We start from the raw sequence: 15,276 nt of genomic DNA, 5'->3' as shown, positions 1-15,276 counted from the left end.
TGAGTGCTGCTTTGCCTTAGTTGCCGATGCAGCCAGGGGCCGCGTCAAAAGTGCGCAGGCCAGCGCAAATCAAATCGACGGGCAGGTTCAAGGCCCAGGCGGCGGCTGCGACGGCCAGCACGCTGTCGACATTGCCGGCCGTGGCCGGTTTCAGCAAGTCCAGGCACAGCAACACCGTTTCGATGCCGCCTTCGGCCAGCACGATGTGGTTGCCGCGCACGAATACGGCGCGCTGGCCGGCGGCCAGTTGCGCCGCGATGGCTGGCAAGCCGCCATCCTGCGCATACAGGGTCACCGTGCCGTCGCACAGTTCGGCCAGTTCCAGCACGTGCGCGTTGGCGGCGTTGAGCACGGCCACGCCCGTCGGCACCACCACGTCGACCTGGCTGCGCACGGCCTTGTACAGGCCCGCTTCATCCAGCACGTCGAAATCCTTGACGCTATCGAGGCTGCCCATGTCCGTGACGACGCCGATCTGGCATTTGTCGTAGGCCAGGCCTTCGGCCAGGATCATGCGCGGATTGCTCTCGAACAGGGCCGTCTGCACGGTGCGGTTGAGCAGCAAACGCTGGCCCGCGTCCCAGTTCACGCAATCGCTGCTGACGACACGGCGCTGGTCCAGATACATGCCTTCGCTGCAGACGGCGCCCGTGTGCAGGCCCGACAGGTTGAGCAGCTTGCACAGCATGCGCACGATCAGGCTGGCGCCGCGCGTGCCCGTCACGCCGATCAGCGGAATGCGGCCCGTTTCCTCGGGCGCGAACAGGTGGTCGACGATGGCCGCGCCGACAGGGCGGGGCTGGCCCACGCCCGGCTTGATGTGCGCCAGCAGGCCAGGGCTGGCATTGACTTCGATGATGGCGCCGCGCTGTTCTTCCAGCGGACGCGTGATGTCGGTGGTGACCAGGTCGATGCCGGCGATATCGAGGCCGACCACGCGCGCGGCCAGCAGGGCCGCATGCACGACGGACGGATGCACGTCGTCCGTGACGTCGATGGCCACGTTGCCGTTCGGCTGGATCAGCACCTTCTGGCCCGCCTGCGGCACGGACAGGGCGGTCATGCCCTGGCGCTGCAGTTCCAGTACGATTTCGCCCGATTCGTGCGGCTTGACGGTGCCCAGCGGGAAGTCTTCGCCTTCGCCGCGGCGCGGGTCGGTATTGATCTGCGTGTTCACCAGTTCCAGCACGGTCGAGACGCCGTCGCCGTCGACCCACAGCGACTCGCCCTTGGCGGCCGCGATCAGCTTGTTGCCGACGACGAGCAGGCGGTGTTCGTCGCCCGTGATGAAGCTTTCCACCAGCACGGCCGAGCTGTCGCCCTTGCGCGCGGCCAGTGCATAGGCGGCCTTCACGTCGCTTTCCGTCATCAGGTTCAGTGACACGCCGCGGCCATGATTGCCGTCATACGGTTTGACGACGACGGGCACGCCGATGTCTTGCGCTTCTTCCCAGGCCGCTTCGGCGCTGCGCACCAGGCTGCCTTCAGGGACGCGCACGCCGCACGATTTGAGCAGGAATTTGGTCAGATCCTTGTCGCTGGCGATGCCTTCGGCGATCGCGCTGGTGCGGTCCGTTTCGGCCGTCCAGATGCGGCGCTGCGCGGCGCCGTGGCCCAGCTGCACCAGGTTGCCGTCGTTCAGACGCAGCGAAGGGATGCGGCGCTCGGTGGCCGCATCGACGATGCTGGCCGTACTCGGGCCCAGGCAGCGCGCGTCGACCATGTCGCGCAGGGGCGCCAGTGTCGCTTCCAGGTCGTAGGCTTCATCGTTGATGGCGGCCATCAGCAGTTCGCGCGCGGCGGCCAAAGCGGCGCGGCCCACGTGCTCTTCACGCGTGCGGAAGGCCATCTTGTAGACGCCGCGCTGGCTGGTCGAGCGCGTCTGGCCGAAGCCCGTGCGCATGCCTGCCAGGTTTTGCAGCTCCAGCACCACGTGCTCGAGGATGTGGGCCGCCCACGTGCCTTCGCGCAAGCGCTCGAAAAAGCCGCCACGTTCGCCCACGCCGCAGCGGTGCTCGATCATGCCGGGCAGCCACGCCACCAGGCGTTCATACAGGCCGGGCAGGGTATTGGATGGATAGTCTTCCAGTTCGCCGATGTCGACCCAGGCTTCAATCACCGGGCGGTAAGTCCAGATGTTGGGGCCGCGCAAGTGGGTGACGCGGGCAAATTCGATGTTCTTCTTCTTGATCATGTAAGTGGTTTCTTGATAACAAGCCAGGCGTCTGGGCGCCAGATACTTTATGTTGGCTCTACAGAGTCTTTTCAGGCTCTTGCTTGGTTCTTTATCCCGGGTATGCGCAGTGTGCCACTTTTAGCGGCCTCTTGTCGCGTTTGCTGCCCTTATTCTGCTGGTGTTGTCATTCTAATTGTTACTAATTGTTGCCGTACTTGTTATAAAGATACCGACTCTGGGCCAAGCTGGAGCATTTGCGCAACAGCGGGCTGTTGTATACTTGCTCCTGTACGACGGACGCTGATTTTTTTGCGCCGTTTTGCCATCATTCCTTACCGGCAGGCATCCATTCGATACAATACAGGAAATTGCCACTGGTGCATTCACCTCGCCATCGCGCAGTACACAAACATTGATCGGGCGTCTGCCCCATCCCCCAAATCCCGCCCTGAAGGGCTTGGCCTCGAGCCGGAGTATGCTTTACGATGACAACTGAACTGAGTGTTCCTGCAACAACTATTCCCCTCACATCGCTGCCGGAACACTGGCTGGCGGAAGTGGAGAGCAACCTTTCTCCAGGGGAGAACGTTTTAAGTAGCGTTGAGGTTGACCTCGATGCGCGATTACGTTTCACAAAAGGCATAATAGTTGTCACCGAGAAGCGTTTGCTGGCCCGTTCGCCGGGCGATACCACCTGGAAAAGTTGGTCTTTCCGCCACGGATTGCGCCTGACGCACCATGACCACGCCGGCGTCGGCCACCTGGAATTGTTCGACGACCACGGCCGCCTGGCGTCGTGGCGCTTCACTTTGGGCCAGAACTTGCATGCGATCCGCGTGCTGGAACAGTTCGTCGAGCGCCTCGACAGCCACCTGACGGGCCAGCCCGTGCTGGAAGCGGAGCAGGAAGTCTGCCCCAGCTGCAAGGCGCCTTTGGAGCCGGAGCAGGAAGAATGCCCGATCTGCGCCAAGGTGCTGCACACGCCGCCATCGACCTGGACCCTGTTCCGCCTGTGGCGCTTCGCCCATCCCTACCGTGGCCAGCTGGCCCTGGGCTTCATGCTGATGCTGCTGAGTACGGCCGCGCACATGATTCCACCGTATCTGACGGCGCCGCTGATGGACAATGTGCTGATCCCGTATCAGAACGGCAAGCATATCGACCCATGGCTGGTCGTGTATTACATGAGCGGCTTGCTCGGTTCGGCCCTGCTGGCCTGGCTGCTGGGCTGGGGCAAGACCTATGTGCTGGCCCTGGTGTCCGAACGCATGGGCGCCGACTTGCGCTCGGCCACGTATGAACACCTGATGAAACTGTCACTGGAATTTTTCGGCGGCAAGCGCACGGGCGACCTGATGGCGCGTATCGGCAGCGGCAGCGACCGCATCTGTGTCTTCCTGTCACTGCATTTGCTCGATTTCGCTTCCGACGTACTGATGATCATCATGACGGGCGTCATTTTGTGGTCGATGAATCCATGGCTGGCCATCATGACCCTGGCGCCGCTGCCCTTCATCGCCTGGATGATCCACCTGGTGCGCGACCGCTTGCGTACGGGCTTTGAAAAGATCGACCGCGTGTGGAGCGAAGTGACCAACGTGCTGGCCGATACGATTCCCGGCATCCGCGTGGTGAAGGCGTTTGCGCAGGAAAAACGCGAAGCGGCCCGCTTCCGCGACGCCAACGCGCACAACCTGGCTGTCAACGACAAATTGAACAAGGTCTGGTCGCTGTTCTCGCCCACCGTATCGTTCCTGACGGAGATGGGCTTGCTGGTCATCTGGTGCTTCGGCATCTGGCAACTGTCGCGCGGCGAAATCACCGTCGGCGTGCTGACCGCCTTCATCGCCTACAGCACGCGTTTCTATGGCCGCCTCGACTCGATGAGCCGCATCGTCTCCGTGACGCAGAAATCGGCGTCGGCCGCCAAGCGCATCTTCGACATCCTCGACCACGTGTCCAGCGTGCCGGAACCGGCGCAACCGGTGAAACTGGACAAGATCGAAGGACGCATCGACCTGCGCGAAGTCGGTTTCCGCTATGGCAACCGCGCCGTCAACCGCGGCATTACCCTGAACATCAAGGCGGGCGAGATGATCGGCCTCGTGGGCCACAGCGGTTCGGGCAAGAGCACCCTGGTCAACCTGATCTGCCGTTTCTACGACGTGTCGGAAGGCGCGATTCTGCTCGACGGTGTCGACATCCGCTCGTTCGCCGTGTCCGACTACCGCCGCAACATTGGCCTGGTGCTGCAGGAGCCGTTCCTGTTCTTCGGCACCATCGCGGAAAATATCGCCTACGGCAAGCCGCACGCGACGCGCCAGGACATCATCGCCGCTGCGCGCGCCGCGCATGCCCACGAATTCATCCTGCGCCTGCCGCAAGGCTACGATTCGATGGTGGGCGAGCGTGGCCAGGGATTGTCCGGCGGCGAGCGCCAGCGCATCTCGATCGCCCGCGCCCTGCTGATCGACCCGCGCATCCTGATCATGGATGAAGCGACATCGTCGGTCGATTCGGAAACGGAAAAAGAGATTCAAAAGGCGCTGGACAACCTGGTGCAGGGCCGCACGACGATCGCCATCGCGCACAGGCTGTCGACCCTGCACCGCGCCGACCGCCTGGTGGTGCTGGACCGCGGCCAGGTCGTCGAAGTGGGCAGTCACGATGAACTGATGGCGAAAGAGGGCGCCTATTTCCGCCTCTACGAAGCACAGGCGCGCAACAACGAACTCGCCCTGGATGACAAGGAATAAGCATGGCCAGTACAAATTTTACATTAAGCCGCGACACCTTCGGCAAGCTGGTGATGACGGACGCGGACGGCCAGGTCTTTGAGGGCGTGGCGCCCGTACGCGCCTTCCCCATCCAGTCGCCGGACGAAGGCATTTCGCTGGTGCTGGGCAATGGCAAGGAAGTGGCATGGATCGACCGCATCGACGCCTTGCCGGAACCGGCGCGCAGCCTGCTGCAGGAAGAGCTGGAAGGGCGCGAATTCATGCCCGAGATCGCGCGCGTGAAAAGCGTTTCCAGCTTTGCCACGCCCTGCACCTGGTATGTCGATACGGACCGGGGCGAGACGCAGTTCGTGCTGAAAGGCGAGGAAGACATCCGCCGCATCGGCGCCACGTCGCTGCTGATCGCCGATAACCACGGCATCCACTTTTTGATACGCGACATGTTCAATATCGACAAGACGACGCGCAAGATACTCGACCGCTTCCTGTAAGCGTTGGACTTGCCTGAAAACCGCTGCCTGCAGCGGTTTTTTTTCGTCTGCCGGGCATGAAAAAAGCCGCACAGGAGTGCGGCTTTCGGGGGCGGTACCGGCAGCCATTTCAGGCCACCGGGGATTGCGCTGCATTACATGAACTTGTAGCCTGCGCCGATGTAGAAGTAACGGCCGCGCACGTTGTACAGCTGGGCAAAGCCCAGGGTGCCGTACTGGTTGCCGGCGCCCATCGCGCTAAACGGTGGCATTTTGTCGAACAGGTTCTTGATGCCGGCCGTGAAGGTCAGGTTTTGCATCGCCACGTACTGGCCCGTCAGATCCACTTCCGTGTGCGAAGGAATCGTGCGCGTGCCCGGCTTGATTTCGTCGCGGCGCAAGTCCGAGTCGATCATGTCGCCCGTCGTGCGGATGACCAGGGTGCCGGACATATTGTCCTTTTCCAGGCTGGCAGTGAACGTGTTGCGGTACTTCGGATTCATGAACGTCTTCATCGTGCTTTGTTCTGGATCCGTCGCCGTGTCCTGGGTATCCATGCGGGTGTAGATGGTGGATGCATTACGCAGCGTGAACTTGCCGAACATCGTTTGCGGCGACGTGTAGCGCAGGTCCGTATCGAAACCGCGCACTTCGGTAGTGGCCAGATTCTGGTTGTTCAGCAGGATGCGCGCGTCGCCATTCTTGATTTCCACGTTGCCCAATGCGATCGCCTTGGTTTCCGTCAAGGTGCCAATCTCGTTCTTTTTGTTAATTTTGAAGAAGTCGATGCTGGCCGTCAGCGAGTTTACTGGCGAGAACACCACGCCCAGGTTGTAGGTCTTGCCTGTTTCAGGTTTCAAGTCCTTGTTGGAGCCGGAAACCTGGTAGTAGGCGAAGTTTTTGCAATTGCCGGCGATCGAAGGGAAGGCTTTGCAGATATCCTCGTCGCTGGTCGTGTAGGCGCCCGCATCGACGCCGCCGAACATCTGCTTCAGCGATGGCGCCAGGTAGCTGCCCGCATACGAACCGCGGAACATCAGGTTGTTCAGCGGCTGGTAGCGCAAGGCCAGTTTCGGGCTGGTCTTGCTGCCGACATTCGAGATGTCGTCATAGCGCACGGCCACTTGCGCTTCGACGTTTTTCAGGAAGGGGATCGACAGTTCGCCGAAGATACCCTTGGAATTGCGGTCCGCCTTCACGGCAGCCTGCTGGATGCTGCCGAAGACCAGGTTATCGATCTGGTTCTGGTCGGGCTGGTCGCTCAGCGTTTCCTTGTTGTAGGACACGCCGACGGCGTAAGCCATCGCACCGCCTGCCAGGTCCATGATCGGTGCAGATGCCTTGGCATTGAAGAAGGTCAGTTCCGACTTGCCGGCGCGCGTAGGCGTGAGGCGGATCTTGTCGACGGCGGCCTGCGGATTGTCGGTGCGGGTCGGGTCGATCGTGCCATTGGCGATCGCTTCGTTGAACAGCTCCGACTGCGCATAGTTCGAATCGCGGTTGGTGGCCTTGCTGACGCCCTTGCCGATGGCGACGTCCCAGTCGATGCCGCGCGTCGTGCCTTCCAGGCCCGTCGAGAACTGGGTCATCGTGCCTTTGCGATTGGTCTGGCGCGGGCCCATTTGCATGAAGCGGCCAGAAACGGTCTGGTTGCCGACCTTGAATTTTCCGGGCGCAGGCTGGGATGAAAAGTCGTCCTTGCTTTCTGAATAGGTAAATTCCGCGAACGCGCGGATGCTGTCGCTGATTTTCAGGCTGCCGATCAGCATGCCGCTGGCGCGGTCGGCGCCATTGGTCGAGGTCAGCAAGGTCTTGTTGACGTCAAACAGGCAACCGTCCGGGCTTACATCGCTCGCCGGGCAAGGCACGAGGGTGCCGCCGCCGGCAATGTTGCCGCTAGGATGGTAGCCGCTACGGCCATCCGGACCGCCAAAGCGGCGGAAGTCGGCCGAACTGGTCAGGTCGCGGTCTTTGCGGTAGATCGGGTCGCGCTTGAACACGTCGACCGTGGCCAGCACGTTGAAGCCCTGTTCGTCATAGTCGCCATAGCCGTACACGAGGTTGGCCGTCTTTTCCTTGGCGTCCGAGCGCGAGCTTTGACCGTAGCTGGTCTTCGCTTCCAGGCCCTGGTAATTCTTTTTGGTGATGAAGTTCATCACGCCGGCAACGGCATCGGCGCCATAAATGGCCGAACCGCCGTCCTTCAGGATTTCAATGCGTTCCAGCGCGCTCAGCGGGATAGCGTTGACGTCGACTGCGGCGCCCGCGCCCGAACCGTCAGCCAGCGCATTGGTCGGCAGGCGGCGGCCGTTCAACAGGATCAGCACGTTGCGTTCGCTCAAGCCGCGCATCTTGATGTTGGTGGTGCCGGAACCGGAAGGCGAGCTGGCGCTCAGTTCGCCCTGGTCATTGATGTCGATGGAAGCCAGGTTGCGCACCAGTTCAGCGACGCTGGTGGCGCCCGTGCGATCGATATCTTTCTTGCTGTAGATTTCCACCGGTGCGGCGGTCTCCGCATCCACGCGCTTGATGGCGGAACCGGTGACGACCACGCGTTGCACTTTTTCCTCGCCAGCCTTGGCTTCCTGCGCCTGGACGGCCTGGTGCATGAAACCTGCGCCCATGACCAAAGTGCCGGCAAACATCATGCGCAAGGATTTGCTTAATTTCTTTTCAATCATTGTCCATCCTCCAACTAGGAAACTTCAGTTTCCTTAGGGTTTTATTTAGCTATTTGAAAGTATTTTCAAAATGACCATGTTTACAAATTTAGTATTTTAAATTTGCAATTCATCAGACCATTTTTTGATCTTGACTGTCAAGAACTGCCGGGTATTTGTTCCGGTGCATGGCACGAGGCAGAATGAAGGTGGATGAATTTTATTTGTGGCAAGCAGGAAAGTATTAAATTCAAATTGTTAAATAAATTAAATTTGCCATTAGGCAAAATTATCATTGAAAGTTCGGTCTTTGCTGGTTACCTGTCTAGACAGCTGTGGTTTTTTTGTGACAATATTGGGGACGAAAAAGGTAGGTCCCCAGGACAAAAAAAAGCCGCCCGGCAGGGGCGGCTGGCGCTGGGAAAGGCGCTTGTTACTGAAACGCCACTTCCGCAAAACTGCGCAATTTGCGGCTGTGCAGCCGGTCCACGCCTTGGCGGCGCAGCAGTTCCACGGCGCGGATGCCGATGCGCAGATGCTGGTCGACGCGCTCGCGGTAGAAGTGATTGGCCATGCCCGGCAGCTTGATTTCGCCGTGCAGCGGCTTGTCGCTCACGCACAGCAGGGTGCCGTAGGGGACGCGGAAACGGAAGCCGTTGGCGGCGATCGTCGCGCTTTCCATGTCCAGCGCGATGGCGCGGCTCTGGCTGAAGCGGCGCTCCGGCGTGCGCTGCGGCAGCAGTTCCCAGTTGCGGTTGTCCGTGCTGGCCACGGTCCCCGTGCGCATGATGTGTTTCAAGTCATGCCCCGTCAGCTGGGTGATTTCCGCCACGGCCGTTTGCAGCGCCTGCTGGATTTCCGCCAGCGGCGGGATCGGCACCCACAGCGGCAAGTCTTCGTCGAGCACGTGGTCTTCGCGCACATAGGCATGCGCCAGCACGTAGTCGCCCAGGCTTTGCGTGGTGCGCAAGCCGGCGCAATGACCGAGCATCAGCCAGGCGTGCGGGCGCAGCACGGCGATATGATCGGTGATGGTCTTCGCATTGGCGGGACCGACGCCGATATTGACCATGGTGATGCCGCTGCCGTCTGCGCGCAGCAGGTGGTAGGCGGGCATCTGCGGCAGGCGCGGCGGCGCGGCGCCCAGCGCATCCTCGCTTTCGACCGTCTGGCCGACCCGGCGCGTGACCACGTTGCCCGGTTCGACAAAGGCGATGTAGCCGTCGTCGTCCGAGGGCGCGGCCGTATCGGGCGCGCGGTCCATCATGGCGTGTCCCAGACGGATGAATTCGTCGATGTAGAACTGGTAATTGGTGAACAGGACGAAGTTCTGGAAGTGCTGCGGCGACGTGCCGCTGTAGTGGCGCAGGCGCTGCAGCGAATAATCGACGCGCGGGCCCGTGAACAGCGACAGCGGCTGCGCTTCGCCGTGTGCCGGTTCATGCGTGCCGTTGGCGATGCCGTCATCCATGGCTGACAGGTCGGGCAGGTCGAACAGGTCGCGCATGGCCAGGCGGCGGCCCGCATCCATATTGCCTTCGATATGGTCATGCTCGGCGAACGAGAAATGCACGGGGATGGGCTGGGCGCTCACGCCCACTTCCAGGTGCACCTTCTGGCCGCTGTTATGGTTTTTCAGCAGCAGGGTGAACTGGTCGAGGTAGTAATCACCGAACAGGTCGGGACGCGTCAAAGTGGTTTCAAACACGCCGGGGCCGGCGACAAAACCGTAGGCCAGCGGCGAGTCAGCGCGCGCCACGGTGTCCGTCTGGATGCGCACGAAGGGGTAGCAGGCACGCACACGTTCGTGCATGTCTTCGCCGGCGACAAAGCGCTGCAGCGCATCGCGCAAGTGTTCGATGCTGCTGCGGTAGATGGCTTGCACTTGTTCCAGCGCCAGGCGTGGATCGTCGAAGCGGGAGGAGGCGATGAAGGGGGGCGTAAGCAAGCGGATTCTCCTTGTGGCGGTTCGTGCATACCATTGTAAGGCAGCAGGGCAACTCTTGTCGGCGCATCTGGGGCCGCTTGACGGATTCAAATAGAATCTGTATTCTATTTGAATGGTCAGACTTGCTAAATTCAACGAAAACAACTTCATCGACAGCGCAATCGCCGTCGCCGCCCAGTGCGGCGTGGGCGCCGTCTCGATGGCCGCCATCGCCGTCAAGGCCGGTGCGCCTATCGGCTCCGTGTATCACCGCTTCGATTCGCGCAACGCCATCCTGGCGCGCGCGTGGCTGCGCGTGAAAAGCGACTTCCGCGAGGAAGTGGCCAGCCGCTGGATCGGCGGCGACACCTGGGCCGGCGTGCACGGCTTGCTGGACTGGTGCCGGCGCAAGCCCGTATATGCGCGCTTCCTGCTGCAATGCGCGGACAGCCCCGATTTCAACAGTGGCCTCAGCGAGGAATTGCTGGCCGCCGTGGAAGAGGAGCAGGCCGCGCTCGACGCCTGCTTTGTCCGCTGTGCCGAAGCCATGCCCGCCACCGCGGAGCTTGACCTCGATCACATGCTGCTCAAATTCGTGCTGATCGATGCGCCCGTGGCCGTCGTCAAACCTTACCTGACCCAGGAGCGGCCGATACCGGCCAGCGTCGACGCCATGCTGCGCGCCTCGCACGACGCCGTGCGCGGCTGGGCCGCCCATACCACCTCACACTAACAAAGAAAAGAATCCCCATGCGCTATTCCACCCAGCTTGAACACGGCAAGAAAATCCCGCTGCACGACGAAGAAGGTTTCATCGGCATGCGCGCGGCCGGCCGCATCGCCGCCGACACGCTCGACTACATCGCGCCTTTCGTCAAACCGGGCGTCTCGACGGCCAAACTCGACGCCCTGTGCGAAGAATTCATGCGCGCGGCCGGCGCCATCCCCGGCACCATCGACTACCACGGCTACAAGCACGCCAGCTGCATCTCCGTCAATCACGTGGTCACGCACGGCATCCCGTCCGAGACCAAGATCCTCAAAGTGGGCGACATCCTCAACATCGACGTGACGCCAAAGTTCAACGGCTGGTTCGGCGACACCAGCCGCACCTTCAAGGTGGGCGCCGTGTCCATCCTGGCCAACCGCCTCGTCAACACGGCGTATGACGCCATGATGGCCGGCATCCACACCGTGCGCCCGGGCGCCACCTTGGGCGACGTGGGCGCCGCCATCGAAGCGGTAGCCAAGGCGCAGGGCTTTTCCTCCGTGCGCGACTTCTGCGGCCATGGCGTGGGCCAGGTCTTCCACGACACGCCGCAAGTGCTGCATTACGGCCGCGCCGGCACGGGCATCGTGCTGGAACCGGGCATGATCTTCACGATCGAACCGATGCTCAACGTGGGCAGCTACCAGGTCAAGGTCTTGCCCGACAAATGGACGACGGTGACGAAGGACCGCTCGCTGTCGGCGCAGTTCGAGCACTCGCTGGCCGTGACGGAAACGGGCTTTGAAATCTTTACCCTGACCGGTTCGACCGAGCCGCTGGTGTAAGCATGGAGGACGCGCGCCGGCAGCAGCTCACCGATATCGTCGCCGCGAAAGCCGGCGTGGATGTCGCTTGCGCGGCGCGTCACCTGGCGCTGCATGATGACGACGTGGCGGCCGCCCTGCGCGGCATCGACGCCGAACGTTATACGCTGACGCAGCGTCTGCTGAACAAGTACCGGCGCGATCCGGAAGACGCGCTGCAGCACGTGGCGCTGGCCGCGCTGCAGCAGGAAGGCATCGGCAGCGACAGCGTGCTGCGCGCGGAGCGCATCGCGTCCCTGGCGCCGCCCGTCGCCGGCATGGTGATGCTGGCCGAATGGCTGGCCTATGTGGACTGGGAAGGCTACGACAGCGCCCTGTACGCGAATATCGACGCGGTGGCGGAGTTCATCGCCGGCGCACTGGACCTGCCCGAGGTGGCCGCCAATCTGCTGCAAACGCGCGACGAAACGGTGTTCGAAGCGCAGCGCCCCGCGCTGGCCGCCGCCGCCCTGCTGTTCATCGAGCGCCACACTACGCAGTTTCCCTGACGGTTGGCGCTTTGCCGCCGGTGGGCGCGCGTCTTACAATGGCGGCAAGCACTGTTGCCCCATTTTGAAGACTTCCGCATGAGCGATTTTCCCGAAGATATCTACACCGAGCCGTCCGCCGACGTGCACACCCTGAACAACCTGGGCCCCTTGACGGGCATGGCCGGCATCTGGACGGGCACGCGCGGCCTGGACGTCAAGCCGAAAGCGGATGGCCCGCGCAAGCAGGCCTTCGTCGAGCGCATCGAACTGCAGCCGATCGACCCCGTCACCAACGGCCCGCAACTGTTCTACGGCTTGCGCTACTACATCCACATCACCAAGCCGGATCAAGTGAAAACGTACCATGAGCAGGTGGGCTACTGGCTGTGGGAGCCGGCCACGGGCGCCGTGATCCAGACCCTGGCGATTCCGCGCGGCCAGATCGCCATGGCGTCCGGCACGACGACGGCGGACGCCAGCAGTTTCGAGCTGGTGGCCAGGCGCGATTCGACGGCGTACGGCATCTGCTCGAACCCCTTCCTTGAACACGCGTTCACCACCGTTGAATACCGGATCAAGGTCGATATCCACGCCGATGGCACTTGGGGCTACGACGAGGACACGGTCATGCTCATCCGCGGCAAGGATGAACCGTTCCACCACACGGACCGCAACCTGCTGACGAAAATCGCCGAGCCGACGCCGAACCCGATGGCGCTTCAGGCGCTGGCGGCAGCCGCTTAAGGTTTTCCCTGCGCCACCGCCTTGATCGCGCGTTCTTCTCCCATGGCGGCCGCGATCTTCCAGCGCTGCATGGCGCTGGCGCGGTCGGGGCGTTTCAGTCCCGCTCCTTCCCAGTCCATCAGTCCCAGATTGTAGATGTCGCCCGCGCTGCCCTTGTCGGCGGCGAGGGTGAACCATTTGCGCGCTTCCTTGTGGTTGACGGGAATCTGGTAGCCGCGCACGTGGTACAGGCCCAATAAGTGCATGGCTTGCGCATTGCCCTTGTTCGCGGCCTGTTTCAGCAAGTCGAGGCCGCGCGCCATGTTGCGCGGTTCCTGCCAGCCTTCGGCCAGCATCACGCCTTTCGCCGCCAGCGCATAGCTGTCGTTTTTCACGAGGCCCTTGCCGATCAGGGGCTTGGCGGCCACCTGGCGCGCTTCGCGCTGCTGCGCCGTTGGCGCCGTGATGGGGCCCGGCTTGCCTTCGCCCATCAGCAGCATCCAGCCATACAGGCCATACGCGCCGGCGTCGCCCTTGCCGACCAGGCTTTCCAGCATGGCCAGCGCCTGCACCTTGTCGCCATTTTCGTACAGCTTGACGGCCTTGGCGCTACTCGCATCTGGCGGCACTGGGGCTGGCGCATGAGGTGCGATGGGCGCCGATGCCATGGCCGTTTGCGGCGGTGGAGCAGCCGGGCGCACGCGCACGGGCAAGCCATAGCTGGCGGCCAGCACTGCCAGAGTGGCGGGCGCGAGGATCAGCACTTGCGCCAGCTGGTTGCGGCGGCCCTTGCCGGCGATGCCCATGGCCCGTTCGGCTTGCTGCTCGCCGCCCAGCGCCTCGCTCAGCACGGCTTTCACCTTGCGGTTGAACAGCCAGTAGCCGGCGCCCGTGACGAGCAAGCCTGCGACGGCGGCCGCACCGCGTCCGGCGAAGAACCACGTGGCGATGGCGGCGGCCAGCGCGGCCAGCGCGCTTTTCCACCAGAATTGCTTGGCCAGCCGCGTGTAGACCTGGCGCAGGGCGCCGAGCACGCAGGTACGTACATTGTTGGCATAGTCGGCGGAGACGACATCGACGTGCGCATGGTCCGCGTCGCCGCTGAGGACGGACTCGATCACGTCCGCATTCAGTTCCGAGGCGGCCACGTCGCGCAGCGGCGTCAGCAAACCTTGCACGTGGGCCGAGAACAGGCCGTCGTCGGCGCTGCCGGCCAGCGCGTCGCTGAGCGCCTTGAGGTCGCCGCGCAGCAGCTTTTCCACGATGTCGTCCAGGGTCAGCCAGCGCAAGTCCGTGCCGTACGCCACCAGGTGGTGCTTTTCCGCGTTGCACGATGCATCGAGGCGCACGATGCGCAGCTTGGCCGCATACAGGGCGTCGACTTCCTGCGGCTGGTCTTCATTGTAAATGCTCACTTTCGCCAGTGTCAGGCTGCTGGCAATGGCCGCCAGTGAGTGCACGCTCTCCTTGTCGCGGATGCGGCGCGCATCGTCGGGCGCCTGCTTGGGCAGGCTGACGCTGTAGCCGGGCGTCACGTGCACGTCGACCCAGGCCGCCTTGCCCACCTTGCCGGAGCCGTCGCACGGGTTGCAGCGCAAGTCGCCCACGCCGCTGCAGGTGCGGCACGTGACTTTGCCGCTGGCGCGGCAGGTGCCGCAATTGATGCTGCCGGAACCGTGGCAAGTGTTGCAGCTGACCTTGCCGTAGCTGCAATGGTAGCAAGAGCGGTATTCGGTGCGGTACTGGGGCCGCGTCTCGCTGTGGTAGCTGGTGTGCGAGCTGCCGTTGCTATAGGTGGTAGTGGGCACTTGCACCGTGATGTAGTCGGTGACTTGCTCGGAGACCGTGCCGCTGCCGCTGCAATACGAGCACGACACCTTGCCGCTGCCGTAGCAGCCATACGCGTCGCAGCTGACGGTGCGCCCGCCGTGGCAGTTCCAGCACGTTTCCGTCGTCGCGCCGTAGCAGGTGTGGCAGTTGATGCGGCCGCGGCCGGTACAGTTGCTGCAGGTATCGAGGTGCCAGTACTTGACGGCGTGCGGCAGGTAGACGCCCGCCTCGACGCCGTTGTAGGCCTGGCCTGGCTGGCGCAAGGCATTGTCGAGCTTGCCCGCCGCGCGGCGCAGCCGTTCCTTCTCCTGCACGTGAGCGAGCGCTCCCACCTCGTGCGAGCCACAGCGGCAGTCATTACCCGCTGGCGTGAAATAGCCATTGATGACACGCTGCTCGAAGCGCGCCTCGAGCGCGTAGTTCGCTTGCAGCGAAAACTCCTGCAGCACGTCTTCCTCGTCCAGCGGCGTGATGTCATGCGGCTCGAAACGTGTCTTGTCCTGCACCAGGGTGCGCAGCTTGCCCAGCACCGTCGGTATCTCTTCCTTGTCGAGCTTGATGGGCGCTGGCGCCGTCACGGACGTTGCTGATGCCTGGGGCATGTCCTCGTTGCCTTGGGTATCGGTGGCCGTCTCGGTGCTGGGGTTCATGCGCGTCCTTTTGCTCTCTGGAAAGATGTTTGAATTTTA

Annotated in this window: 10 protein-coding genes; 6 read left to right on the top strand and 4 right to left on the bottom strand. The window is 62.6% G+C overall.

Going from position 1 to position 15,276, the window contains the following annotated elements; all coding sequences use genetic code 11:
- Positions 1 to 16: 16 nt before the first annotated feature.
- Positions 17 to 2,194 carry a cyanophycin synthetase gene (locus MRBLMS1_RS07280; protein ID WP_485878609.1) on the bottom strand — a complete coding sequence of 726 codons (2,178 nt, stop codon included), beginning with the start codon at positions 2,192 to 2,194 and terminating at the stop codon, positions 17 to 19.
- 467 nt (positions 2,195 to 2,661) lie between these two features.
- Between MRBLMS1_RS07280 and MRBLMS1_RS07275 the strand changes: the two genes are divergently transcribed.
- Together MRBLMS1_RS07275 and MRBLMS1_RS07270 are read left to right on the top strand one after the other, a co-directional pair.
- Positions 2,662 to 4,932, top strand: coding sequence for a cyanophycin metabolism-associated ABC transporter (locus tag MRBLMS1_RS07275; RefSeq protein ID WP_080698525.1), 2,271 nt, complete (start codon positions 2,662 to 2,664; stop codon positions 4,930 to 4,932).
- A 2-nt stretch (positions 4,933 to 4,934) separates the two neighbouring features.
- A complete protein-coding gene (locus MRBLMS1_RS07270; protein WP_456150672.1) occupies positions 4,935 to 5,405 on the top strand; it encodes a cyanophycin metabolism-associated DUF1854 family protein in 471 nt (156 codons plus the stop codon).
- A gap of 134 nt (positions 5,406 to 5,539) precedes the next feature.
- Here the strand turns inward: MRBLMS1_RS07270 and MRBLMS1_RS07265 are convergent, their stop codons facing one another.
- On the bottom strand, positions 5,540 to 8,065 hold the full coding sequence (locus MRBLMS1_RS07265) for a TonB-dependent receptor (RefSeq protein ID WP_485878608.1): 2,526 nt from the start codon (positions 8,063 to 8,065) through the stop codon (positions 5,540 to 5,542).
- Between the two features lie 412 nt (positions 8,066 to 8,477).
- A complete protein-coding gene (locus MRBLMS1_RS07260; RefSeq protein WP_070281173.1) occupies positions 8,478 to 9,992 on the bottom strand; it encodes an AMP nucleosidase in 1,515 nt (504 codons plus the stop codon).
- Positions 9,993 to 10,104: 112 nt separating this feature from the next.
- Here MRBLMS1_RS07260 and MRBLMS1_RS07255 point away from each other — a divergent pair, with 112 nt between their 5' ends.
- The 4 genes from MRBLMS1_RS07255 to MRBLMS1_RS07240 all read left to right on the top strand — a co-directional run bounded on the left by MRBLMS1_RS07255 (position 10,105) and on the right by MRBLMS1_RS07240 (position 12,778).
- On the top strand, positions 10,105 to 10,704 hold the full coding sequence (locus tag MRBLMS1_RS07255; protein ID WP_128142296.1) for a TetR/AcrR family transcriptional regulator: 600 nt from the start codon (positions 10,105 to 10,107) through the stop codon (positions 10,702 to 10,704).
- Positions 10,705 to 10,721: 17 nt separating this feature from the next.
- Positions 10,722 to 11,525: a type I methionyl aminopeptidase gene (gene map / locus MRBLMS1_RS07250; RefSeq protein ID WP_070260327.1), complete on the top strand. Its 804-nt coding sequence runs from the start codon at positions 10,722 to 10,724 to the stop codon at positions 11,523 to 11,525.
- 2 nt (positions 11,526 to 11,527) lie between these two features.
- Complete coding sequence (locus MRBLMS1_RS07245) at positions 11,528 to 12,052, top strand: hypothetical protein (protein WP_485878605.1); 525 nt, start codon at positions 11,528 to 11,530, stop codon at positions 12,050 to 12,052.
- Positions 12,053 to 12,130: 78 nt separating this feature from the next.
- Positions 12,131 to 12,778 carry an FABP family protein gene (locus tag MRBLMS1_RS07240; protein ID WP_485878603.1) on the top strand — a complete coding sequence of 216 codons (648 nt, stop codon included), beginning with the start codon at positions 12,131 to 12,133 and terminating at the stop codon, positions 12,776 to 12,778.
- Here MRBLMS1_RS07240 and MRBLMS1_RS07235 read toward each other — a convergent pair.
- Positions 12,775 to 15,237, bottom strand: coding sequence for a tetratricopeptide repeat protein (locus tag MRBLMS1_RS07235; RefSeq protein ID WP_485878602.1), 2,463 nt, complete (start codon positions 15,235 to 15,237; stop codon positions 12,775 to 12,777). The two genes, MRBLMS1_RS07240 and MRBLMS1_RS07235, sit on opposite strands and share 4 nt — an antisense overlap.
- Between the last annotated feature and the right edge of the window lie 39 nt (positions 15,238 to 15,276).

The sequence above is a fragment of the Massilia sp. LMS1-1-1.1 genome (assembly GCF_040815535.1).
In the GTDB taxonomy this organism is placed as follows: Bacteria; Pseudomonadota; Gammaproteobacteria; order Burkholderiales; family Burkholderiaceae_D; genus Janthinobacterium; species Janthinobacterium aestuarii.
The sequence above is the reverse complement of the archived record's forward strand: the minus strand, read 5'-3'. Positions and strand labels throughout refer to the sequence as shown.